Consider the following 22,941-nt stretch of genomic DNA (forward strand, 5'->3'; position numbering starts at 1 on the left):
TCCTCAGATGCACTTGAAATAGTCGAAGGGTTCCAGGCAGTCCCGGCAGCGCCAGGTCGCCTTGCAGGGGGTCGATCCGAACTGGCTGACCTTCTCCACATGGGTCGATCCGCAATGCGGGCAGCGCTCGGGGCCGCTGGCGGGCTGCGGCGGGGCGATGCCGTATGCCTCCAGCTTGGCGCGGCCCGCCTCGCTCAGCCACTCGGTGGTCCAGGCGGGAGAGAGCTGGCGCTTCAGCTCGATTTTCTCGATCCCGTGGCCGCGCAGGGCGGTTTCGATGTCGAGGTTGATGATCGTGGTCGCCGGGCAGCCGGAATAGGTGGGCGTGACGGTGACGACCAGCGTGTCACCTTGCCAGTCCACATCGCGGATGATGCCCAGATCGGTCAGTGAGATCACCGGGATCTCGGGGTCGGGCACCTGGCCCAGCCAGTCCCAGATCTGCTGAACGCTGGGGCGGTCCTGCGTTTGGCTCATGGGGGTCTCCTCCTGCGGCGGGGCCTTTGCCCCGCCTGCCGTTTCCGCCCCCGCGTGGATGCGGGGCGCGGAGTGTTCCGAATGAACCGGCCTTACCAGCGGGCATCGGGATAGGCGCGTTGCAACCACTGCATCTGGGTCAGCAGATGGCCCAGATGTTCGCTGTGCATCCGCCCGTCGCGGCCACCCTTATGGGCGAAATGGCTGTCGGGAATGATCAGCGTCGCTTCCTTCAGCACGCGCCCCAGCAGCGCGTCATACTCCGGGCGCAGGCTGGCGGGATCGGGGGCGATCCCCTCTTCCGCCATGGCCTGATCCACCGCGTCGGCGACGAACATTTCACCCACGTAGGGCCAAAGGTAATCCAGTGCCGCCTGCATGCGGGCATGGCTTTCCTCGGTGCCGTCCCCCAGCGACACCACCGTGTCGGCAGAGCGTTCCAGGTGATAGGCGGCCTCCTTGCTGGCCTTCTCGGCGATCTCGGCGACACGGGGCTCCGAGGATGTCATCAGCCGGCCTAGAAGGATCGTGTGCCAGGCGTCGAACAGGAACTGCCGCATCAGGGTGCGGCCGAAATCGCCATTCGGCATCTCGACCAGCAGGAGGTTGCGGAAATCCCAGGCGTCGCGGTGAAAGGCGAGCTTGTCGGCATCGCGGCCTTCGCCCTCTACCTCACCGGCGAGCCCGAGCCAGAGCTGGGTCTGGCCGATCAGGTCCAGCGCGGTATTGGCCAGCGCGATGTCCTCCTCCAGGACCGGTGCGTGACCGCACCATTCGCTGACCCGGTGGCCGAGGATCAGGGTATTGTCCCCCATCCGGCAGAGAAATTCGAAAAGGGCCTGATCGCGGGTCATCACATCGCCCCCACGTCTTCGGGGATGTCGAAGAAGGTCGGGTGACGATAGACCTTCGATTCGCTCGGCTCGTAAAGCGGGCCCTTGTCGCTGGGCGAGGAGGCCGCAATATGGCGCGCTTCGACCACCCAGATGCTCACGCCCTCATTGCGGCGGGTATAGACGTCACGGGCGTTCTTGATCGCCATTTCGGCGTCGGGCGCGTGCAGGCTGCCGACATGGCGGTGGCTCATGCCGTGCTGGCCGCGAATGAAGACTTCCCAAAGGGGCCATTCGTTTTTCATGGGTCAAACTCCTCCTCGCCCCGGACGCGCGCAGGCGCCGGGTGATGGCTCAGGGCTGGGCCGGGCGGCCCGTCACCGGATTATTCCGCCGCGACCTTGGTGGCCGCTTTCTTGCGGGCATGGGCCAGCATGGCGTCGCGCACCCATTGGCCTTCTGCCCAGGCTTCGCGCCGGGCGGTCAGCCGGTCGACGTTGCAGGGGCCGTTGCCCTTCAGAACGTCATAGAACTCCGACCAGTCGGGTTCCGAGAAATCGTAATGCCCGCGCTCCTCGTTCCATGTCAGGTGGTCGTCGGGAACGGTGAGGCCCAGATAGTCCGCCTGAGGCACGGTCTGGTCGACGAACTTCTGGCGAAGCTCGTCGTTGGTGTTCATCTTGATCTTCCAGGCCATCGACTGGGCGGAATGGACTGAATCCTTGTCGGAGGGGCCGAACATCATCAGCGACGGATACCAGAAGCGATTGAGCGCATCCTGCGCCATCTTCTTCTGCGCCGGGGTGCCCTGCGCCATCTTCATCATGATGTCGTAGCCCTGCCGCTGGTGGAAGCTTTCCTCCTTGCAGATGCGGATCATCGCGCGGGAGTAGGGGCCGAAAGACGTCCGTTGCAGCGGCACCTGGTTCATAATGGCGGCGCCATCGACCAGCCAGCCCACCGCGCCCATATCGGCCCAAGTCAGGGTGGGATAGTTGAAGATGGAGCTGTATTTCATCTTGCCCGACAAGAGCTGTTCGGTCAGCTCGTCGCGGCTGACCCCCAGCGTTTCCGCCGCGCAATAGAGGTAGAGGCCGTGGCCGGCCTCATCCTGGACCTTGGCCAGCAGGATCGCCTTGCGCTCCAGCGTGGGGGCGCGGGTGATCCAGTTGCCTTCGGGCAGTTGCCCGACGATCTCGGAATGCGCATGCTGCCCGATCTGGCGGATCAGCGTCTTGCGATAGTCCTCGGGCATCCAGTCCTTGGGCTCGATCTTCTCGTTCGCATCGACGCGGGCCTGAAACCGGCGCTCCTCCTCGGTCATCTCCTCGGGGGATTTGACGCCGGTTCCGGCGGTCTTGATCATCTGGGCATACATGCCGTTCTCCTCCCGTTTGGGCGTCTCTCCTCAGACGCGTTCGAGTATCAGAGCCGCCCCCTGACCGACCCCCACGCACATGGTGCAAAGCGCATAGCGCCCGCCGGTGCGTTGAAGCTGATAGGCCGCCGTCATCACCAGCCGCGCCCCGGACATGCCGAGCGGGTGGCCGATGGCGATGGCGCCGCCGTTGGGGTTCACATGGACGGCATCATCCGCCACCCCGAGTTCGCGCAGGGTGGCAAGGCCCTGGCTGGCGAAGGCTTCGTTCAGTTCGATCACGTCCATCTGGTCGATGGTCAGACCGGCGCGGGCCAGAACCTTGCGGGTCGCGGGCACCGGGCCGATGCCCATGACGCGCGGCGCGACACCGGCGGCGGACATCGCCACCACGCGGGCGATCGGGGTCAGGCCGTTCTTGGCCGCCGCCGTCTCATTCGCCAGCAAAAGCGCAGCGGCACCATCGTTGACGCCGGAGGCATTGCCGGCGGTCACCGTCAGATCGGGGCCATTGACGCCCTTGAGCTTGGCCAGTTGTTCGGCGGTGGTGCCGGGGCGCGGGTGTTCGTCGGTGTCGACGGTCACCGGATCGCCCTTGCGCTGGGGAATAACGACCGGTGTGATCTCCTCCTTGAACACACCGGCGGCCTGCGCCGCAGCCCAGCGGGCCTGGCTGCGGGCGGCGAAAGCATCCTGATCTTCGCGGCCGATATTGTAATCGGCGGCAACGTTGTCTGCGGTCTCCGGCATCGAATCGACACCATATTGCGCCTTCATCTTCGGGTTGACGAAGCGCCAGCCGATGGTGGTGTCATAGACGGCATTCGACCGCGAAAAGGCGCTGGTCGCCTTCGGCATCACGAAGGGCGCGCGCGACATGCTTTCAACACCGCCGGCAATCGCCATGTCGTAATCACCGGCGCGGATCGCCCGGGCGGCGGCGCCCACCGCATCCATGCCAGAGGCACAAAGCCGGTTGATTGTGCTGCCCGGAACCTCGATCGGCAGACCGGCCAGCAGGGCGGCCATTCGGCCGACGTTGCGATTGTCTTCGCCCGCCTGGTTGGCATCGCCGAAGATCACCTCATCCAGGCCGGCCCAATCGACCTGCGGGTTGCGCGCCATCAGAGCGGCAATCGGGATCGCGGCCAGGTCATCGGTGCGCACCTGGGACAGAGCGCCGCCATAGCGGCCGATCGGGGTGCGCTGCGCGTCGCAGATGAAGGCATCCATTCGTTCTTCTCTCCAGTCTTCCATCTTCATAAGGCGACCGATTGGTCGGGTATTATGCTCGGACGCGATTCGAGGCAAGAAAAATGTAACGAAGTTTCCTGCTTCTGGATATTTTCGTAACGAAACATCCCTTCGCGCCGGCTGACAGCACCAGTTGTGCGGCTCTGTGCCTTTTTCGGCAAGGTGAAGGTTGCGGTGGCGGCCGGGGGGTGATGCAATTTGCCGGCGCGCCCCTTAGATCGAAGCGGGGACGGGGCCGGAAAGCCAAAGGTGAAAAGGGGCACTATGAAAGCGATAGTCCTGATCCGCGCTGCCCTGGTGCTGCTGTTGGTGCCGGCCTTGGCTTCCGCTCCGCGGGCCGAGGACGCGGAGCAGCCGGTAGCAGCGGGCGGCCAGGCGCTGGCGGCCGATCCGGGCTTTGCACGGCTGCGCTATAGCATCGCGAATGATCCCGACTGGGCGCTTGATCGGGTGGCGGCGCTGCTGGCGGCCCTGCAAAAGGACGATACGGCCGATGCGCGGGTGATCTTCGATCTCTATACCCTGGCCGCCAATCTGATGATCGAGGGCGGCAGCGTGGCGCAGGCGGCGCAGGTTCTGGCCCAGCTTGCCGATTTCAGCGCCGCCCTGCGGGATGAGGTCGGGCGCGATCCGATCCCGCTTTATGCCCAGGCGGCAGCGTTGCTGGAGGACACCGGCCAGCTTCAGGCCGCGCGGGAGACGCTGGTGACGCTACTGGCCGAACAACGGGCCGGTGGCCTCGCTGCCAAGGATGTCGCCCCGACGCGTGCGGCACTATCCCGGGTCGACCAGGCGCTGGGCGGTGTTCGGGGGGATGTCCCGGTGCCGCCGCAGGGGGGTGTTCCTGAGCTGACGCGGCTGTTCTATGCCACAGACCGGGCCCAGAGCGATGCAAGCCTGCCGCAGACCTTTTATGGCAAAGAGCGCGGCGATGCAGCGCTTGGGGTGGCTGGGGTCCTGGTGCCCGAACCGGTGGCGTTGGGGTATGCGGTACTGCGCCAGGTCGAACCGCTGGCGGCGGCTGTCTTCTACGACCGGCTGGAACAAGCGTTGGCGGCACGCCCGGAGGCAGAGATCCTGGTTTATGTCCATGGCGCCGGCATGACCTTCGAAGAGGCGGCGCGCCGTGCCGCCGGCCTTGCCCGGGCGTTGCACTTCGATGGGGTGCCGGTGCTCTATTCCTGGGCCTCGGGGGGATCGGTGGTGGACTATGTCGGTGACAGCGCCGCGGTAGAGCTGTCCGGGCCGCGGCTGGGGCGGTTCCTTGACGGGCTGCTTCAGCATGCCGGCGGCAGGCGCATCCATCTGGTGGCGCGCGGCCTGGGTGCACGGCCGGCGCTGCAGGCACTGACCCTGTTGGCGGCGGCGGAACCGGGCCAAAAGGACTTGCTGGGGCAGGTAGTTTTCGTTGCTCCCGATGTCGATGCCGGCGCGTTCCTTGAACGCGTACCGCTTATCCGGCCACTTGTTCAGCGCCTGACGCTCTATACCTCGGACCGGGAGCGAACCCTGGATGTGGCGCGCGGGCTCTACGGCGATGCACTCAGGGCCGGGGATGGTGGCGGGGTGAGCCTGGTCGATGCGGCGATGGACAGTCTCGATGTCTCGGGGTGGGGGCGTGATCCGCTGCGCCCGGTGACCGGGGCACCAGCGCTGACCGATCTGGCCGCGCTGATCCGGCGCGATGCGCCGCCCTCCGCTCGCTGCGGTTTGACAGCCTCCCCCGGCGGGGCGGGCGACGGGCTGGTCTGGGAGGTGTCGGAAGAAATGATCGGCGTTTGCGGCGATCCCGCCTGGCCGGCGCTTCTGGCCGCCTTGCCGGCACCGGGGGGCAGCGCGTCCTGGCAGCAGGTCCTGCGCGATCACCTGTCCGATCCGGATCGCCGTTCCCGGCTGGAACCGGCGTTGCGGCATCTGATCGGCGACTAGAAGGTTTCGGGCAGAGCAAGGCCATGGCCCGCTCCGCCCGAAATCAGCAAGTTGGAATAGTGCGATGGATCAGGCAGAAAGCCGGTCGGCGAAAACGTGCTCGACAATGCGATCGCGCCGGATACCGCGCGCGGCCAGTTCCTTATCGCTCAGCGATTGCAGAAATTTGACCTGATCTTGGCGTGAATTCGCTTCGGCGACGCGTTCCATCCAAGCCCAGATGCCATGGCCGAGGGCCACGATGGGGCGGGTGAACGAGAAACCGGCAGACGGTTGGCTGGTGGTATGTGCCATTTGAACCCTCATGGTGACGTAACTGGTTGTCCCTCCCATGCGCCCATATTTGGTCAATCCTGCTGACATGAGTAGGGGGAGATGCCGCATGTCTGCCTTGCGATTTCTGCAGTGCAGCATGCGTGGCCCGCTCCGGACGCTGCAAGAAATGGCGGCAAGAAAAAGGCCCTGCCGAAGCGACAGGGCCAAGTGACTCGGGCGGGCCGAGGGGAGACATTTCGGTGAAAGAGAGATTGCCTTGGATCAGCTCCAAAGCGAGTCATGCATGACAAAACGGGCAATATCGGCACGTTTCAGCCCGCGATCGGCCAGTTCAGCGTCGCTGAGCTTGGAAATCTCGACCACCTGACGGCTTTGTGACGGAGACTCGGAACTGCTGCCGAACAGCTCGGTCAGGATGGAGTAGAGGCTGGGGAAGGGGGCGGACAGGGCCGCCGGAGTGGTTGAATGGGCCATTTGGCTCCTCCTCATGGAACGGTGTTTCTGCAGTTGCATTGTCAATTATGCTGCGACTGCATTGTGTGCCAGAGGGGCTGGGGCATATCCCGTCTGCGCATTGTGCATGACTGGGGCGTGACTGGGGCATGGTTGGCGCCGGGCGGCGGCGGTGCGGGCCGGGACCCGCGCCACCGCCTGCGGTCTCAATCGGCGCGGAATTGCGGATCGACCGGCACCTGCAGCCCGGTGGCCAGCGCGTTGGTCTGGCTCGCCATCCCGACCACGGCCAGCAATTCGCCATACATCTCGGGGCTCATCCCCTTCGCCCGCGCAGCGGCACTGTGGGAATGGACGCAGTATTCACAGCCATTGGCGATCGAAACCGCGACATAGAGCATTTCCTTGACCACCGGATCCAGTGCCCCGGGGCCCATCACCGCCTTCAACCGGTCCCAGGTGGCGCGCAAAAGCGCCGGATCATGCGCCAGGGCGCGCCAGAAGTTGTTGATGTCATCGGTGCCGCGGGTGGCGCGGATGTCGTCGAATACGGCGCGAGCCTCTGGGCCGGCTTCGGTATCGCTCAGCAGTTTGACGGTGGCCATGGGGGTCTCCTCTTTGTGTCGCCCAGGAGGCTAGCACCGCCGCGTGGCCGTCGCCATGCGCCCGATTGCGCGCGTGACGCGCTTGCCTTCCGCGCGGCCAGAATTCAGGATGCGCCGAGCGTAACGAGAGAGCCGGGGTACCCCCATGACCGAGCAGACCGAACTTCCCGACATCGCCGCCGAATGCCTCGGCATCAAAGTGCCGGCCTCGCGCTTTCTTCACGACAAGCGGATCGAGCGGATCAATGCCGCCGAATACGAGGGGCTCGAAATGGCCGGCGCGTTGCATGTGGTCGGCGAAGGTGATGTGGTGCTGGAAATCGGTGCCGGTATCGGTCTGGTCGGCGCGGTGATCGCCGCCAATGCGAAACCGCGCCTGGTGCGCTCGTTCGAGGCCAATCCCGAATTGATCCCGGCGATCGAGGCGCTCTATGCCGCCAACGGTCTGGGGGATCGGATCTCGGTGCAAAACAAGGTTCTGGTCAGCGCGCCGGATCGGCCCGAGACGATGACCTTTCACATTCACAACAGTTATCTCGGCTCCTCTCTGATCGCGCCGGAAAACCGTGAAACCCGCAGGGTCGAGGTGCCCACCGTCAGTTTTCACGATGTCTGCGCCGATCTGAAACCGACGGTGCTGGTGATGGATATCGAGGGCGGTGAACGCGATATCCTGCTGCACGCCGATCTCAGCCCGTTCCGCGCCATGGTGCTGGAATTCCATCCCAACGCCTATGGCGTCGGCGGTATGCGCGAGTGCAAGAATGTCCTGCGCGAGGCCGGGTTCGAGAGGGTGGCCGAAAAATCGACCCGCACGGTCTGGACCTGCGTGCGCGAGCCCGCTCAGGTGGCATAATTCGCGCCTGGTCTTTTTCTGGCCCTAAATATCTCCGCCGGAGGCAGCGCCCGGAACGGGCGCTTCCGCTCCGGGACGACGGGCCGGTCCCGCGTCGGCAACGGGACGCGAGACGGAGAGGGATTTTATCATGAAATCAATGCTCAAATACCCCGTTCCGCAATAATATTTCGTCCGAGGCCTTTGGTCTTGATCTTGCTTGCCGCTTGCGCCTAGTCTGCCTCACCAAAGTGGAATGAAGTTCCGCATTGCGAAATTGGTCTTGGGGGGAGTGCCGGCCGGGCAGCGCAGGGGCCTGAAGTGACGCGATGTCCTGCGTCACGGGTTTGCGCCACCGTCATTTTCACCGTTAGAAGTCCGATAGAACGGGAATGGAACCGGCACAAGCTCGGCATGCGGGCCGCCGGTCACAAGGAGGGGAGGGACGGATGTCCGAGGTCATCAGTTACGAGAAAATTGGCGATATCGCGGTTCTGGCGGCGAACAACCCGCCGGTGAACGCGTTGGGTCTGGCGGTGCGCCAGGGTCTGGTGGACGGTATCGAGCGCGCCGAGAAAGAAGGCGCCAGGGCGGTGCTGATCTATGGCGAAGGCCGCACCTTCTTCGCCGGCGCCGACATCCGCGAATTCGGCAAGCCGCCGGTCGGCCCCTTCCTGCCGGACGTCTGCTCCCGCATCGAATCCTCGCCGCTGATCGTCGTTTCCGCCCTGCACGGCACCGCGCTGGGCGGCGGGCTGGAAATCGCTCTGGCCTCGCATTACCGAATCGCCGTGCCGAAGGCCCGCATGGGCCTGCCCGAGGTTCTGATCGGCGTCATGCCGGGCGCCGGTGGCACCCAGCGCCTGCCGCGGCTGATCGGCATCGACAAGTCGCTCGACGTGATCACCTCGGGCCGTCAGGTCGGTGCCAAGGAGGCGCTGAAGCTGGGCATCCTCGACAAGATCGTCGATGGCGAGCCGCGCGAGATCGGCCTGGCCTATGCGCAGGAGCTGATTGATGCCAATGCCCCGCGTCGCCCGGTCAGCGAAATGCCGGCACCCGCGCCGGTCGATTTCGACGCGCTCTATGACGCCGTGCTGAAGAAGGGCCGCGGCCTGCTGGCCCCCGCCGTCGCCGTGCGCGGCATCCAGGCCTGCTGTGAGCTGCCCTTTGACGAAGGCATGAAGCGCGAGCGTGAGTTGTTCGCCCAACTGATGAACACCGATCAGCGCCAGGGCCTGATTCATGCCTTCTTCGCCGAACGCGCCGTAGGAAAACTGCCTGAACTGGAAGGCGTCGCGCCGCGCGCGCTGAACGCCATCGGCGTGATCGGCGGCGGGACCATGGGGGCGGGTATCGCCACTTCGGCGCTGCTGTCAGGGCTCAAGATCACGCTGATCGAGATGAGCCCGAAGGCGGCCGAGGCTGCCAAGGGCCGCATCGCCGGCAATCTGCAGGGCGCGCTGAAGCGCGGCAAGATTTCCCCGGAGACATTCGAGGAACTGACGGAAAAGGCGCTGACGCTGGCCACCGATTACGCAGCGCTGAAAGACGCCGATCTGGTGATCGAGGCGGTCTTCGAAGAGATGAGCGTGAAGAAGGACGTTTTCACCAAGCTCGATGCCATCTGCAAGCCGGGTGCCGTGCTGGCCTCGAACACCTCTTATCTCGATATCAACGAGATCGCCGCCGTCACCTCGCGCCCGGCGGATGTGATCGGGCTGCATTTCTTCTCGCCCGCGCATGTGATGAAGCTTCTCGAGATCGTCGTTGCCGACAAGACCGCGGCGGATGTCGTCGCCACCGGCTTCGCGCTTGGGGGCAAGATGGGCAAGGTTTCGGTGCGCGCCGGGGTCTGCGACGGTTTCATCGGCAACCGGATCCTCAGCACCTATCGCACCTGCGCCGATTACATGATCCTCGATGGTGCCTCACCCTATCAGATCGACAAGGCGCTTGAGGAGTTCGGGTTCGCCATGGGGCCCTATGCGGTGGCCGACCTGGCCGGCTTGGATATCGGCTGGGCGGTGCGCAAGCGCAAGCGGGCCGAGGGCATGAACCCGCAGGCGCGCGACTTCACCTATGCCGACAAGCTCTGTGAAGACGGGCATTTCGGCCAGAAGACCGGCATGGGCTATTACGACTATTCAGCCGGGCCGAAATCCCGGGTGCCGAACCCCGAGGTCATGCCGCTGATCGAGGCTGATCGCGCCGCCCAGGGCATCACGCCCCGGGTTTTCACCGACGAGGAGATCGTGCGCCGCTATATGGCCGCGATGGTGAACGAGGCCGCCAAGGTGGTGGGCGAGGGGATCGCCAAGCGTCCGCTCGATGTCGATGTGACGCTGCTCTATGGCTATGGCTTCCCGCGCTATCGCGGCGGCCCGCTGAAATGGGCCGACATGCAGGGCCTGCCGGCGCTGCTGGACGACATCACGTCCTGGGCCGAGGCCGATGGCTATTTCTGGGCGCCGGCCCCGCTGCTGGAGCAGCTTGTCGCCGAGGGACGCAGTTTCGACGACCTGAACCGGGATTGAAGAACAAAGACGGACATATCGGACTGAGGAGGAGAAGTTCCGATGAAACAAGCAGTGATCGTATCGGCGGCCCGTACCGGGCTCGCCAAATCCTTCCGTGGGTCGTTCAACGCGACCCACGGCGCCACCATGGGCGGCCATGCCGTTCAGGCCGCCGTGGCGCGTGCCGGCCTTGACGGCGGGGAGGTTGAGGATTGCATCATCGGCTGCGGTACGCCCGAAGCCGAGACCGGCAGCAATGTCGCCCGCCAGATCGCCCTGCGCGCCGGCCTGCCGGTGACCGCCTCGGGGATGACCGTGAACCGGTTCTGCTCCTCCGGGTTGCAAACCATCGCTCTGGCGGCCAATGCCATCGTTGCGGGCGACGCCGGCCCGATGGTCGCGGGTGGGGTCGAAAGCATCTCCATGGTGCAGCCGAAGGCGCGCCATGCACCCGAGCAATGGCTGATGGAGCATAAGCCCGCCGTCTATATGACGATGATCGAAACCGCCGATATCGTTGCCGATCGCTATGGTATCAGCCGCGAGGCGCAGGATGAATATGGCCTGCGCAGTCAGCAGCGGATCGCCAAGGCGCAGGCTGCCGGTCTGTTCGATGACGAAATCGTGCCGATGCAGGCGACCATGGCGGTCAAGGACAAGGAAACCGGCGAGATTTCCTTCAAGGAAGTCACCGTCGATCGCGACGAATGTAACCGTCCCACCACCACGCTGGAAGGTCTCGCCGGGCTGGAACCGGTGCGCGGCGCCGGCAAGTTCATCACTGCCGGCAACGCCAGCCAGCTCTCCGATGGCGCCGCCGCCGTGGTGCTGATGGAGGCCAAGGAGGCCGAGAAGCGCGGGCTTGATCCGATGGGCGCTTTCAAGGGCTTTGCCGTCGCCGGTTGCGAGCCCGACGAAATGGGCATCGGACCGGTCTTTGCCGTGCCGCGTCTGCTGGAACGCCATGGGCTTACTGTCGACGATATCGACCTGTGGGAACTGAACGAGGCTTTCGCCTCCCAGGCGCTCTATTGCCGCGACCGGCTGGGGATCGACGACGAGAAATGCAACGTCAACGGCGGTTCCATCGCCATCGGCCACCCCTTCGGCATGACCGGGGCGCGGATGACCGGCCACCTGATGCGTGAAGGCAAGCGGCGTGGCGCCAAGCTGGGCGTCGTCACCATGTGCATCGGCGGTGGCATGGGCGCCGCCGGCCTGTTCGAGATTTACTGAGGAGGATCACCATGGATCTGAGCTACTCCCCCGAGGAGCAGGCCTTTCGGGAAGAGGTGCGCGCCTTCTTGCGCGACGAGCTTCCCAAGGACCTGTCCGACAAGGTCCGCTCCGGCGCCGAACTCGGCAAGGCGGATATCGAACAGTGGCACGCGATTCTGAACAATCGCGGCTGGCTGGCGGCGAACTGGCCCAAGGAATTCGGCGGCGCCGAATGGAACGCGGTGCAGCGCCACATCTTCGAAGAAGAGGCTGCGCAGGCGAACGCGCCGCGCATCGTGCCCTTCGGCCTGTCGATGCTGGCGCCGGTGCTGATGAAATTCGGCAATCAGGCGCAGAAGGATTATTATCTGCCGCGCATCCTGAATGGTGATGACTGGTGGTGCCAGGGCTATTCGGAACCGGGCGCGGGCTCGGATCTGGCCAGCCTCAAGACCCGCGCGGTGCGCGAGGGCGACCATTACATCGTCAACGGTCAGAAGACCTGGACCACGCTGGGCCAGCACGCCAACAAGATCTTTTGTCTCGTGCGCACCAACCCGGACGTGAAACAGCAAGAAGGTATCTCCTTCCTGCTGATCGACATGGACACACCGGGCATCGAGGTGCGCCCGATCATCCTGCTCGACGGCACGCCCGAGGTGAACGAGGTCTTCTTCGACAACGTCAGGGTGCCTGCCGAGAACTTGGTCGGTGAAGAGAACAAGGGCTGGACCTACGCCAAGTATCTGCTGACGCATGAGCGCACCAATATCGCCGGCGTCGGGTTCTCTCGCGCTGGGCTCGATGCGCTGAAGCGGATCGCCAAGGTCGAGATGTCGGGTGGTCGCCCGCTGATCGAAGACCCGCATTTCGCCGCCCGTGTCGCCAAGGTCGAAATCGACCTGATGGCGATGTCCACCACCAATCTACGCATCATCTCCCAGGCCGCCGCCGGTCAGGCGCCGGGGGTGGAAAGCTCGATGCTCAAGGTCAAGGGCACCATCATCCGGCAGGAGATCAACGATCTGACCCGCCGCGCCGTGGGCCCCTATGCGCTGCCCTTCCCGTCGGAAGTCCTGGCAGGCAATAACGATCCGATCGGCCCCGATTATGCCGGACCGACGGCGGCGGAATATTTCAACAACCGCAAACTGTCGATCTTCGGCGGCTCGAACGAGATCCAGCGTGGCATCATCGCCAAAGTGAAGATGGGAGGCTGAGGGACATGGATTTCAACCTGACCGAAGAACGGCAGATGCTGCAGGACACCCTGCGCCGCTATCTGTCCGACAAATACACCACCGCCGCCCGCAACAAGATCCTCGACTCGGACGAGGGGATGAGCGCGGATATCTGGGCCGGTCTCGCCGAATTGGGGGTGATCGGGGCGCTGTTCTCTGAGGCTGAAGGCGGCTTCGGCGGCGCCGGCTTCGACATCACCACGGTGTTCGAGGAACTGGGCCGCGCCGGCGTGGTCGAACCGATGCTGGAAACCGCCGTTCTGGGTGGCCGGCTGCTGTCGGCGCTTGGCGACGACAGCCAGACCGCGCTGATCGAAGAGGTGATCGGCGGCAGCCTGCATCTGGCCTTCGCCCATGGCGAACCGACCAGCCGTTATGATCTGAACCGGGTCGCCACCACGGCCAAGACCGACGGCGGCGACATCGTGCTGACTGGACGCAAGGCGGTGGTCGCCAATGCCGAAGCCGCCGGTTACCTGATCGTCTCCGCCCGCGAAAGCGGCGCGGTGGATGACGAGGCTGGGATTTCCCTGTTCCTGGTGCCGGCCGGCACCTCTGGCGTGACCCTGCGGGGCTATCCGCTCTTCGCCGGCGGTCGTGCCGCCGAGGTGACGCTGGACGAGGTGCGGCTGCCGGCCTCCGCCCGTCTGGGGGCCGCCGGTGAAGCCTTTGCTGCCATTGCCGATGCGGTCGCCGCCGCCAATGTGGCGCTCTCCGCCGAGGCGCTTGGCGCCATGGTCACCGCGACCGAACTGACCCGGGGCTATCTGATGACGCGTCAGCAGTTCGGCCGGCCGATCGGCACCTTCCAGGCGCTGCAGCACCGGTTCTCCGACCTGCTGATAGAACTGGAACAGGCCCGGTCTGCGGTGATCAATGCCGCCGGCCATCTGGCCGACCCGCTGGCGGAACGCGATCGCCAGATCGCCGCCGCCCGCAACCTGATCGGTCGCGCTGGCCGTCTGGTCGCCGAAGAGGCGATCCAGATGCATGGCGGTATCGCCATGACTCAGGAATATGAGCTGGCCCATATCGCCAAGCGCATCGTGATGACGGATCATCGCTTCGGCGATACCGATTATCATCTGGAGCGGTTCATTGCCCTCAGCGCCGCAGCCTGATCGCCTCCCCGTCGCCCCCGTCTCCGCCGAAGAGGTGGAGCGGAACGGCAGCGGGGCGCAGGCGCTGATCGGCTATCACCTCGATCTGACCGGCGCCGATGGGGCCGGTCGGGTCATTCTCGATATCGAGGACCGCCACCTGAACCGCCACGGCAGCCTGCACGGCGGCATCGTCGCGATGATGCTGGATGCGGCCGGGGGCTTCGCGGTCTCGCGCGCCAGCGAAGGGGAGGGGTTGCCGAATGTGGCGACGGTGTCGCTCAATACCAATTACGTCGCGCCGGCGCGCGGCGGCCATCGGGTGACGGCGGTGGGCCATGTCACCGGCGGCGGTCGCAAGGTGGTGTTCGCCAGCGCCCAGTTGCTGGACCAGGACGGCACGCTGCTGGCCACCGCCTCGGGCGTGTTCCGCTGTATCCGCGCATGAGCGGGAAAGGATGACCATGACACGTATCGATGATCTGGGCGACCGGCTGGTCGTCGTCAACGGCAACGCCGCCCGCCGCGGCGCGCTGACGCCGGAGTTCCTGGAGGCGATCACCGAGGCGGCGGAGCGCGCCATCGCCCCGCGCATCAAGGCGGTGATCCTGAGTTCCGAGGGCGAATTCTTCTGCGCCGGCGGCGATCTCAACGTGCTGATCACCCGTCAGAGCATGGCCGAGGACGAACGCTGCGCCCAGATCGACCGGCTGCACGCCCGCATCCGCGCGATCCGCGCCTGCCCGGTGCCGGTGATCGCCGCCATCGAGGGCGGCGCGGCGGGCGCCGGCCTTTCCATCGCGCTGGCCTGCGACATGATCGTGGCGGCCGAGGATGCCAAGTTCACCGCCGCCTATGTCAAGGCCGGGCTGGTGCCCGATGGCGGGCTGACCGCCGCATTGGCGCGCATCCTGCCGCGTCCCCTGGCGATGGAGATGTGCCTGCTGGGCCGCCCGGTCACCGCCGACCGCATGGCGGCGCTGGGGGCGATCAACCTGGTCACCCCCAAGGGCGGTGCCGAGGCCGGCGCGATGGAATTGGCCGAGGTGTTGGCAAAGGGCCCGCGCAGCACGCAAGGCGCGATTCGTACCATGGTGGCGCGCGCCTATGACAGCACCGAGGCCGAGCAGCTCGATATCGAACGCGACGCCATGGGACGGGCCACCGGCAGCGCCGAGGCTGCCGAAGGCATCGCGGCCTTCCTGGAAAAACGCGCCCCCGACTGGCCATAACGCCGCCGCGTCGTCACGGCGGCGCCGTCTTTTTCTGGCTGAAAATATCCCGGGGGAGGCGCGGCGTCAGCCGTGGCGGGGGCAGAGCCCCCGTCCGTCGGTCAAGCGTAAACGCCGTTCGCCGCCTCGCGGATCGCGCGGATGTTCTGGCCGTAGATCTCGGGGGTTTCCACCGATCCGCCCTTGAACACTGCCGATCCCGCCACCAGCACGTCGGCACCGGCATCCGTCATCAAGGGGGCTGTGGTCGGGTCGATGCCGCCGTCGATCTCGATATGAATCGGGCGCGAGCCGATCATCCGGCTCAGCTCTTTCACCTTCTCGACCTGGGAATGGATGAACTTCTGGCCACCGAAACCGGGGTTCACCGTCATCACGCAGATCAGATCGACCATATCCAGCAGGTATTCCACCGCCGAGGCCGGGGTGCCCGGGTTCAGTGCGACACCTGCCTTGGCGCCATTGGCACGGATCGCCTGCAGGGTGCGGTGGATATGAGGGCCGGCCTCCACATGGGCGGTGATCACATCGGCGCCGGCCTCGGCGAAGGCCTCGATATAGGGATCGACCGGCGCGATCATCAGATGCACGTCCATCACCGTCTTGATATGCGGGCGGATCGCCTTGCACATCGCCGGGCCGAACGTCAGGTTCGGCACGAAATGCCCGTCCATCACATCGACGTGGACCCAATCGGCCCCCTGTGCCTCGATGGCTTGGATTTCCTGCCCGAAGTTTGCGAAATCGGCGGAGAGGATCGAAGGGGCAATCTTGATGGTGCGATCAAAGGACATGGCAGCGTCTCCGGGTTGTCTGCCCCGCATATAGGCGCCGGTGGCCGTCGCGCCTAGGGAAAAACGCCGCTTTCGCGGCGCTGGGTGCGTTACAAAAGTTTCACGCCCCTGACATATCGCGTTTGGACATTGAGGGTAGCACGGCGCCGACACGGACGGGGGTGGCTTGTGCTACGCATCGAAAAACTGACTAAGCGCTTCGGCGCCAATACGGCCGTCGATACGGCCAATCTGGATATCGACAAGCCGGTGATGATCGGAATCATCGGGCGTTCGGGGGCCGGCAAATCGACGCTGCTGAGGATGATCAACCGCCTTGCCGACGCGACCGAAGGGCGTATCCTGTTCGAAGGGCGTGATGTCACTCAGCTCACCGGCAAGGCCAAGCGCGCCTGGCAATCCGACTGTGCGATGATCTTCCAGCAGTTCAATCTGGTGCCGCGCATGGATGTGGTGTCCAACGTGCTGCACGGTACGCTGAACCGGCGGTCCACCTTTGCGACGATGTTCAACCTGTTCCCGATGGAAGACATCCATCGTGCCATCGACATTCTCGACCGTCTCGGCATTGCCGAACATGCCCCCAAGCGGGCTGAGGCACTGTCGGGTGGCCAGCAGCAACGCGTCGCCATCGCGCGGGCGCTGATGCAGGATCCGAAGATCATTCTGGCCGACGAACCGATCGCCTCGCTCGATCCGATGAACGCCCAGACGGTGATGGAGGCGCTGCGCCGCATCCATGAGGAAGACGGTCGCACCGTCATCGCCAACCTGCACACGCTGGACACCGCGCGGCGCTATTGCGACCGGGTGGTGGGCATGCGCGATGGCCGCATCGTCTTTGATGGGTTGCCGGAACAGCTCACCTCCGGGGTGGCGCGTGAAATCTATGGCGCCGGCGAAGAATTCTCCGAGGCGGCCACCTCGACCCAGATCGAGACCCTGGATGCCTCGACACATGCGCTTCGTCCAACACGAAGCGAAGCGCTGCTCTGACAACAGATCTTTACTTACGTCCCCGGCGCGCGGGCGTCGGGGTCTAATCCTCAGGAGTGTACGACCATGAAGAAACTGCTTGCGGCCCTCGTGGCCACCACCGCCTTGGCCGCGCCGGCCATGGCGCAGGAAATCACCGAATTCCGCATCGGTATCCTTGGCGGCGAAAACGCCCAGGACCGTATCAACAACAACGAATGCCTGCGCAAATACACTGAGGAAACTCTGGGCGTTCCCGCCAAGCTGTTTGCTCCGGCCGATTACAACGGTGTGATCCAGGGCCTGCTGGGCGGCACCATCGACATGGCGATCCTCGGCGCCTCGGGCTATGCCAAGACCTGGCTGTCGGACCCGGAAGCGGTCGAGCCGGTGCTGGTCAAGGTCAACACCGATGGCAGCTTCGGCTATTACTCGATCGGGTTCGCCCGCAAGGACAGCGGCATCACCTCGATCGCCGACCTGAAAGGCAAATCCTTCGGCTTTGGTGATCCGAACTCGACCTCGGGCTATCTGATCCCCTCGATCGAAATCCCGCAGATCGGCAAAGACATCACCATGGAGTCGGGTAAATACTTCGGTGAGGTGAAGTTCACCGGCGGTCACGAACAAACCATCGTCGCGGTCTATAACGGCGACATCGATGCCGGCGTGACCTGGGCCGACGGCTTGGGCGAATGGGAAGACGGCTATAACTCGGGCGCGCTGCGCAAGGCGGTCGATGCCGGTCTGGTCGACATGAACGAGCTGGTCCAAATCTGGCAATCCAAGCCGATCCCGGAAGGCCCGCTGGTGCTGCGCAAGGCGCTGCCGGCCGAGGTCAAGGCGAAGATGACCGCGCTGATGGATACGCTGGACGAGAAGGATAAGGAATGCTTCTACGGCGTCGCTTCGGGTGAGGCCAAGAGCTTCGATCCGATCACCCATGACGCTTACCTGAGCATCATCGAAGCCCGCAAGCTGAAGTCCAACTGAGACTGAGCTCTGACCTAGGCGGGGTCCGGCCTGTGCCGGGCCCCGTCCGTCTGAAAGGAACACCGCCATGGCAGATCTGACCGCAGGACCGGATCGTATCGACGAAATCCGTGCCTCCTATACCATGTTGACGCGGAAGAAGAGGATCTATGGCGGCATCTTGCTGGCGCTGTTCGTGGCGCTGATGGCGGCGGGGTTTCGGACCGCTGACATGCGCAACGCCGGCAGCTTCGGTGACGGTATCACCCATGTGTTCGACTATCCGGCCGAGGTTCTGGGCGAGGCGGTCGAGAAGGCGGCGCAATTGCCCGGCAATCTGCTGCGGTTCCTGCCGTCGCTGGTCGAGACGCTGAACATCGCCGCCGCCTCCACCCTGCTGGGGGCGATCGCCGGCATTGTGTTGTCGCTGCTCGCCACCCGGGGGCTGGCACGTTGGCCGGCGCTGATCCCGCTGTTCCGGCGGGTCATGGATATCCTGCGCGCGATCCCCGAAATCGTGATCGCCCTGGTGCTGATCTTTATCCTGGGTGGCGGTCCGGTGCCGGCGATGATCGCCATCGCGCTGCATACCGTCGGCGCGCTTGGCAAGCTGTTTTCCGAGGTGAACGAAAACGCCTCTCTGAAGCCGGTGGAAGGGCTGCAATCGGTCGGCGCTACTTGGCCGCAGCGGATGATCCTGGGGGTGATCCCGCAGGTCGGGCCGAATTATGTCAGCTATGCGCTGCTGCGGTTCGAGATCAACATTCGCGCCTCGGCCATCCTCGGTTTCGTCGGCGCCGGCGGCATCGGTTATGATCTGCGCAACGCCATGTCCTGGGGCCAGGGCCGCTACGACGAGGCGGCGGCGATCTTTGTCCTGCTGTTCCTGACCATCGTTCTGGTCGATCAGCTTTCCGGCTATTTCCGCGACCGGTTGACTCATGGAGCCCGCGCATGACCACCTTTTCCACCGATCTGGGCGGCACCCAGGGAACCGCGGCGCTCAAGGCGCAGGCCGACCGATTGTTCCAGCGCAAGCGTCTGTTGAACTTCGGCCTGCCGGCAGTGGTGCTGGCCTATCTGACCTATGTCTTCTTCGCCTTCGATGTGCCCGGGCTTTATGGCCGCGCAAGTCTGGAGCATGCCAGGACGTTGGTGGCCGACAGCTATAGTTACAAGACCCATGTGACCCGGGACGCGCGCAGCGCTGAGGTCACGGTCGCCATAGAGGGTGAGCGCAAGGGCACCTATCCCGCGGGCATGTCGCCCGATTGGGTCGCGCGGGGAGAACCCGGCGGCACCACGGTGATCGAACTCGGCCATGGCAACGAGGTCCGCTTTCTACCCGGTAACCGGGTCGAATACGATGTGCCAGGCTATGGGCTGATCCAGGTGGTTTCCAGCCGCGCCGGAGGGGTGGAGGTGACGTTGCCCGCCGGGCCGGTGCCGTCCTGGATCAGCGCGTCGAAAAGCCGGCTGGCGGTGACGACCGATGCGGGCCGGCTGAATGTCACCCGCACCAAGGCCGAGGTGTTCCGCTATTTCACTGGTTGGGAATTGTTCTGGTTCACCCTCGACAGCCCCTATTACGGCATGGGGCCGCTGACGCTGTTGCGCCATGCGTTCAATGGCGAGGCCGGGGCAATCTGGGATGGGTTCTGGCACAATAACATGTGGCACCATGGTGAAGTCGCCTGGGCGCTGTTCGAAACCCTCCTGATGGCTTTCCTGGGCACCTTTGGCGCTGCGGTCGTGGCATTGCCGCTGGCCTTCCTGGCGGCGCGGAACTTTACGCCGCTGCGCGTGGTGCGCTTCGCGATGCGCCGGCTGTTCGATTTCGTGCGCGGCGTCGACGGGCTGATCTGGACCATCGTCCTGGCTCGTGCCTTCGGGCCCGGTCCGCTGACGGGGGCGCTTGCCATCCTGGTGACCGACAGTGGCACCTTCGGCAAGATCTTCTCCGAGGCGCTGGAGAATGTGGACGACAAGCAGATTGAGGGCGTCTCCTCCACCGGTGCCAAGCCGGTGCAACGCTATCGCTTCGGGGTGATCCCGCAGATCACCCCCGTGCTGCTGAGCCAGCTTCTGTATTTCTTCGAATCCAACACCCGCAGCGCCACCATCATCGGTGCTATCACCGGTGGCGGGATCGGTCTGCTGCTGACCCAGGCGATCATCACCCAGAAGGATTGGGAAGAGGTCTCCTATTACATCGTGCTGATCGTGATCATGGTCATGGCGTTGGACTGGTTCTCGGGCTGGGTGCGGCGCAAGCTGATTACGGGAGACGAGGGCGGCCACTGAGGTCGCCCCGCATCGCCCCCCGGCGGGCGCATTGGGACATAACAGAAAGGGCAGGCCATGGTTGGGCCGAAGCTGAGTGCCAGGGGGCCCCTGGTGCATGAGGATTGCGTGATCTCCAACAGCGACCTGGGCCGCTTCGTCGAGATCGGCGCCCGTACGCGGATGTCGAATTCTACGATGGGGGATTATTCCTATTGCGACCGCGATTGCGATATCGCCAATACGCAGGTGGGCAAATTCGCCAATATCGCCAGCGCGGTGCGGATCGGGGCCACCGATCACCCGCTGGACCGGGCAAGCCTGCATCATTTCATGTATCGCTCGGCCGATTACTGGCCGGATGCGGATCATGATGCCGATTGGTTCGCGGCGCGGGCAGCGCGGGTGGCCCATATCGGCCATGACACCTGGATCGGCCATGGTGCCCAGATCAAGCCAGAGGTGACCATTGGCCATGGCGCCGTCGTGGCTTCGGGCGCGGTGGTGACCAAGGATGTCGCGCCTTACACCATCGTGACCGGCATCCCGGCGCAGCCGCTGCGCCACCGCCAGCCGCCCGAGATCGCCGAACGGCTGATCGCGCTGACCTGGTGGGATTGGGATCACGACCGGCTGCGTGAAACGCTGAAGGATTTCCGAAGCCTTGGCGCCGAGGCGTTCCTGGACAAATACGAGGGTTGAACGCGGTTCAGATCCCGTCGACCGTCAGCGTCACCCGGTCCCCCGCGAACCAGGTGCAGCCATATTCCACCGGCTCCCCTTTGGCGTCGATATTGAGGCCGACCGTGCGCAGGATCGGCGCCCCCTCGGCGATTCTCAGGTGCAGCGCCTGGGTGGCATTGGCAAGCTTGGCGGTGATCCGGGTGGTCGCGCGGGTGTAATCCTCGACGCCGCACCGGATCAGCGCCTGGGTGACTGAATGGGTTTCGCTCAGGGCTGCGTGGAGGTCGGGAAAGCGGTCGGCGGGAAAGGTGCTGCGGAACAACGCTATGGGGGCGCCATCGGCCAGCGACAGCCCGTCATAGACCAGAACCGCGGCCCCGGTGGGTAGGTTCAGCGCCTGCGCCTCGCGGGTGTCGGCGGCCCGGGTGCCGAGCGCCAGCAACCGTTTCGTCGGGGTCTGTCCGCCGGCGGCGACGCTCTGGTGAAAGCGGACGCGCTTGCCGATGGGATAGTCGGTGGGGCGCGCTGCGACAAAGACGCCGGCGCCGCGACGGGCGTGCACCAGCCCCTGATCTGCCATCTCGGCCAGCGCCCGGCGCACGGTGTGGCGGTTGACGCCGAATTTGGCGGCAAGCTGCGCCTCGGTCGGGAGCTGGTCGCCGGTTTGATAGCGCGCCTCGGCGATATCCGCCGTCAATGCCAGCGCGATGGATTTCCAAAGGGGGGTGCGGGCCATGTCACCAAATTTTCACAACACAAGGAATTGCGCGCAGGCGCGGCGACGTCTAATATTTGTATAGTTGTATAGATCAATTAGACAACCGGGCCAAGAGGCTTTCATGGCGAATGATGAAAAAAACACTGTCGCGGACGAGGCGCGGCGCGGCTGGATGGGGCTTCTGTCCAGGGCGCCCGAAGCGCGACTGATGGAGTTGTGGCAGGCCTATGGGCCTCAGCCCGGCTTTGACTGGTTGCGGCGGCCCGAGGTCGGCGCGGTGATGGTGCGCGGCCGAATGGGCGGCACCGGCGCGCCCTTCAACCTGGGCGAGATGACGGTGACCCGCTGTTCGTTGGCGTTGGCGGATGGCACGGTGGGGCACGCCTATGTGCAGGGGCGTGGCAAGACTAAGGCCGAGGTTGCGGCGTTGATCGACGCGCTGATGCAGACGCCGGCAGCGGCGGCGCTGCGGGTGGCCGTGCTCGACCCGCTGGCCGAGGCGATGGCCGAGGCCAAGCGCGACCGCGCCGCCAAATCGGCCGCCACCAAGGTGGATTTCTTCACAATGGTCAGGGGAGAGGATTGATGGCTGTACCTGCACAGGCCGCCTTTGGCGGTGGTTTCGCCGATCCGGCGATCGAGGCCGCCCGCGCCTTTCGGGCGGCGATGAACGTGATGGCGAAACCGGGCGAGATTCGCACGCTTGACACCGCAGTACCGCCGGCGCCGCTGTCGGCTGCGGCGGGCACGTTGTTGCTGACGCTCTGCGATCCGGAAACCGGGGTCTATCTGGCCGGTCCTTGCGATACGGCAGAGCTGCGCGGCTGGTTGGCCTTTCATACCGGTGCGCCGGTGGTTGCGGCGGCCGAGGCCGATTTCGCGGTGGGTACATGGGACGATCTGCAGCCGCTCGATCAGTTCAGGATCGGCGAGGCGGAATATCCCGACCGTTCCGCCACTCTGATCGTCGAGGTCGCGGCGCTGCAGCCCGAAGGCGCCGCCCTGCGCGGCCCGGGGATCAAGGATGTCGCGCATCTGTCGCTGCCCGACCTGACGGCGTTTCAGGGCAATGCCATGCTCTATCCCCTCGGGCTCGATTTCTTCTTTACCTGCGGCGGCCAAGTGGCGGCCTTGCCGCGCAGCACCCAAGTGGCGGAGGGCTGAA

At 64.9% G+C, this 22,941-nt stretch carries 25 protein-coding genes; 15 read left to right on the plus strand and 10 right to left on the minus strand.

Annotation, left to right across the window (positions count from 1 at the left end):
- Positions 1–3: 3 nt before the first annotated feature.
- The 5 genes from paaD to pcaF all read right to left on the minus strand — a co-directional run bounded on the left by paaD (position 4) and on the right by pcaF (position 3,921).
- Positions 4–477, minus strand: coding sequence for a 1,2-phenylacetyl-CoA epoxidase subunit PaaD (paaD, locus tag G455_RS0111165; RefSeq protein ID WP_028093786.1), 474 nt, complete (start codon positions 475–477; stop codon positions 4–6).
- A gap of 92 nt (positions 478–569) precedes the next feature.
- Complete coding sequence (gene paaC / locus G455_RS0111170; protein ID WP_028093787.1) at positions 570–1,331, minus strand: 1,2-phenylacetyl-CoA epoxidase subunit PaaC; 762 nt, start codon at positions 1,329–1,331, stop codon at positions 570–572.
- Positions 1,331–1,615: a 1,2-phenylacetyl-CoA epoxidase subunit PaaB gene (gene paaB, locus G455_RS0111175; RefSeq protein ID WP_028093788.1), complete on the minus strand. Its 285-nt coding sequence runs from the start codon at positions 1,613–1,615 to the stop codon at positions 1,331–1,333. The genes paaC and paaB overlap by 1 nt, the downstream gene beginning before the upstream one ends.
- A gap of 80 nt (positions 1,616–1,695) precedes the next feature.
- Positions 1,696–2,688, minus strand: coding sequence for a 1,2-phenylacetyl-CoA epoxidase subunit PaaA (gene paaA, locus G455_RS0111180; protein WP_028093789.1), 993 nt, complete (start codon positions 2,686–2,688; stop codon positions 1,696–1,698).
- 30 nt (positions 2,689–2,718) lie between these two features.
- Positions 2,719–3,921: a 3-oxoadipyl-CoA thiolase gene (pcaF, locus tag G455_RS0111185; RefSeq protein WP_028093790.1), complete on the minus strand. Its 1,203-nt coding sequence runs from the start codon at positions 3,919–3,921 to the stop codon at positions 2,719–2,721.
- 285 nt (positions 3,922–4,206) lie between these two features.
- On the opposite strand from pcaF, the gene G455_RS0111190 reads away from it, so the two are divergent.
- Complete coding sequence (locus tag G455_RS0111190; protein WP_028093791.1) at positions 4,207–5,871, plus strand: alpha/beta hydrolase; 1,665 nt, start codon at positions 4,207–4,209, stop codon at positions 5,869–5,871.
- A gap of 69 nt (positions 5,872–5,940) precedes the next feature.
- Here G455_RS0111190 and G455_RS23860 read toward each other — a convergent pair whose 3' ends face one another.
- The 3 genes from G455_RS23860 to G455_RS0111205 all read right to left on the minus strand — a co-directional run bounded on the left by G455_RS23860 (position 5,941) and on the right by G455_RS0111205 (position 7,205).
- Positions 5,941–6,165, minus strand: coding sequence for a hypothetical protein (locus tag G455_RS23860; protein WP_035366614.1), 225 nt, complete (start codon positions 6,163–6,165; stop codon positions 5,941–5,943).
- A 243-nt stretch (positions 6,166–6,408) separates the two neighbouring features.
- Entirely contained in the window at positions 6,409–6,621 is a 213-nt protein-coding gene (locus tag G455_RS0111200) for a DUF1127 domain-containing protein (RefSeq protein WP_028093792.1), read from the minus strand.
- Between the two features lie 185 nt (positions 6,622–6,806).
- Entirely contained in the window at positions 6,807–7,205 is a 399-nt protein-coding gene (locus G455_RS0111205) for a carboxymuconolactone decarboxylase family protein (protein WP_028093793.1), read from the minus strand.
- A gap of 145 nt (positions 7,206–7,350) precedes the next feature.
- On the opposite strand from G455_RS0111205, the gene G455_RS0111210 reads away from it, so the two are divergent.
- The 7 genes from G455_RS0111210 to G455_RS0111240 all read left to right on the plus strand — a co-directional run bounded on the left by G455_RS0111210 (position 7,351) and on the right by G455_RS0111240 (position 15,350).
- Positions 7,351–8,061: an FkbM family methyltransferase gene (locus G455_RS0111210; RefSeq protein ID WP_028093794.1), complete on the plus strand. Its 711-nt coding sequence runs from the start codon at positions 7,351–7,353 to the stop codon at positions 8,059–8,061.
- Between the two features lie 428 nt (positions 8,062–8,489).
- Entirely contained in the window at positions 8,490–10,577 is a 2,088-nt protein-coding gene (locus tag G455_RS0111215; RefSeq protein ID WP_028093795.1) for an FAD-dependent oxidoreductase, read from the plus strand.
- Between the two features lie 42 nt (positions 10,578–10,619).
- Positions 10,620–11,795, plus strand: coding sequence for an acetyl-CoA C-acyltransferase (locus G455_RS0111220; RefSeq protein WP_028093796.1), 1,176 nt, complete (start codon positions 10,620–10,622; stop codon positions 11,793–11,795).
- An 11-nt stretch (positions 11,796–11,806) separates the two neighbouring features.
- The gene (locus tag G455_RS0111225) at positions 11,807–12,997 is read left to right on the plus strand and encodes an acyl-CoA dehydrogenase family protein (RefSeq protein WP_028093797.1); all 1,191 of its coding nucleotides are present in this window, start codon (positions 11,807–11,809) and stop codon (positions 12,995–12,997) included.
- Between the two features lie 5 nt (positions 12,998–13,002).
- On the plus strand, positions 13,003–14,139 hold the full coding sequence (locus tag G455_RS0111230) for an acyl-CoA dehydrogenase family protein (RefSeq protein ID WP_028093798.1): 1,137 nt from the start codon (positions 13,003–13,005) through the stop codon (positions 14,137–14,139).
- Positions 14,117–14,566 (plus strand): PaaI family thioesterase, encoded by a 450-nt coding sequence (locus tag G455_RS0111235; RefSeq protein ID WP_229861773.1) that lies wholly within the window; start codon positions 14,117–14,119, stop codon positions 14,564–14,566. The genes G455_RS0111230 and G455_RS0111235 overlap by 23 nt, the downstream gene beginning before the upstream one ends.
- A 10-nt stretch (positions 14,567–14,576) precedes the next feature.
- On the plus strand, positions 14,577–15,350 hold the full coding sequence (locus tag G455_RS0111240) for an oxepin-CoA hydrolase, alternative type (RefSeq protein ID WP_028093800.1): 774 nt from the start codon (positions 14,577–14,579) through the stop codon (positions 15,348–15,350).
- Positions 15,351–15,451: 101 nt separating this feature from the next.
- Here G455_RS0111240 and rpe read toward each other — a convergent pair whose 3' ends face one another.
- Entirely contained in the window at positions 15,452–16,144 is a 693-nt protein-coding gene (rpe, locus tag G455_RS0111245; RefSeq protein WP_028093801.1) for a ribulose-phosphate 3-epimerase, read from the minus strand.
- A gap of 168 nt (positions 16,145–16,312) precedes the next feature.
- On the opposite strand from rpe, the gene phnC reads away from it, so the two are divergent.
- From phnC to G455_RS0111270, 5 genes are all read left to right on the plus strand, one after another.
- On the plus strand, positions 16,313–17,140 hold the full coding sequence (phnC, locus tag G455_RS0111250) for a phosphonate ABC transporter ATP-binding protein (RefSeq protein ID WP_028093802.1): 828 nt from the start codon (positions 16,313–16,315) through the stop codon (positions 17,138–17,140).
- 66 nt (positions 17,141–17,206) lie between these two features.
- Positions 17,207–18,112 carry a phosphonate ABC transporter substrate-binding protein gene (gene phnD / locus G455_RS0111255; RefSeq protein WP_028093803.1) on the plus strand — a complete coding sequence of 302 codons (906 nt, stop codon included), beginning with the start codon at positions 17,207–17,209 and terminating at the stop codon, positions 18,110–18,112.
- A 67-nt stretch (positions 18,113–18,179) separates the two neighbouring features.
- Positions 18,180–19,049, plus strand: coding sequence for a phosphonate ABC transporter, permease protein PhnE (gene phnE / locus G455_RS0111260; protein WP_028093804.1), 870 nt, complete (start codon positions 18,180–18,182; stop codon positions 19,047–19,049).
- Positions 19,046–20,395, plus strand: a complete 1,350-nt coding sequence (gene phnE / locus G455_RS0111265) for a phosphonate ABC transporter, permease protein PhnE (protein ID WP_028093805.1) — start codon at positions 19,046–19,048, stop codon at positions 20,393–20,395. Before phnE (G455_RS0111260) ends, phnE (G455_RS0111265) begins: the two co-directional genes overlap by 4 nt.
- 57 nt (positions 20,396–20,452) lie before the next feature.
- Positions 20,453–21,076 carry an LbetaH domain-containing protein gene (locus tag G455_RS0111270; RefSeq protein WP_028093806.1) on the plus strand — a complete coding sequence of 208 codons (624 nt, stop codon included), beginning with the start codon at positions 20,453–20,455 and terminating at the stop codon, positions 21,074–21,076.
- A gap of 7 nt (positions 21,077–21,083) precedes the next feature.
- Here G455_RS0111270 and phnF read toward each other — a convergent pair whose 3' ends face one another.
- A complete protein-coding gene (gene phnF, locus G455_RS0111275; RefSeq protein WP_028093807.1) occupies positions 21,084–21,794 on the minus strand; it encodes a phosphonate metabolism transcriptional regulator PhnF in 711 nt (236 codons plus the stop codon).
- A gap of 103 nt (positions 21,795–21,897) precedes the next feature.
- Between phnF and phnG the strand changes: the two genes are divergently transcribed.
- A complete protein-coding gene (gene phnG, locus G455_RS0111280; RefSeq protein WP_028093808.1) occupies positions 21,898–22,362 on the plus strand; it encodes a phosphonate C-P lyase system protein PhnG in 465 nt (154 codons plus the stop codon).
- Positions 22,362–22,940 carry a phosphonate C-P lyase system protein PhnH gene (phnH, locus tag G455_RS0111285; protein WP_028093809.1) on the plus strand — a complete coding sequence of 193 codons (579 nt, stop codon included), beginning with the start codon at positions 22,362–22,364 and terminating at the stop codon, positions 22,938–22,940. The genes phnG and phnH overlap by 1 nt, the downstream gene beginning before the upstream one ends.
- Position 22,941 lies beyond the last annotated feature (1 nt).

The organism is Pseudodonghicola xiamenensis DSM 18339, assembly GCF_000429365.1.
In the GTDB taxonomy this organism is placed as follows: domain Bacteria; phylum Pseudomonadota; class Alphaproteobacteria; order Rhodobacterales; family Rhodobacteraceae; genus Pseudodonghicola; species Pseudodonghicola xiamenensis.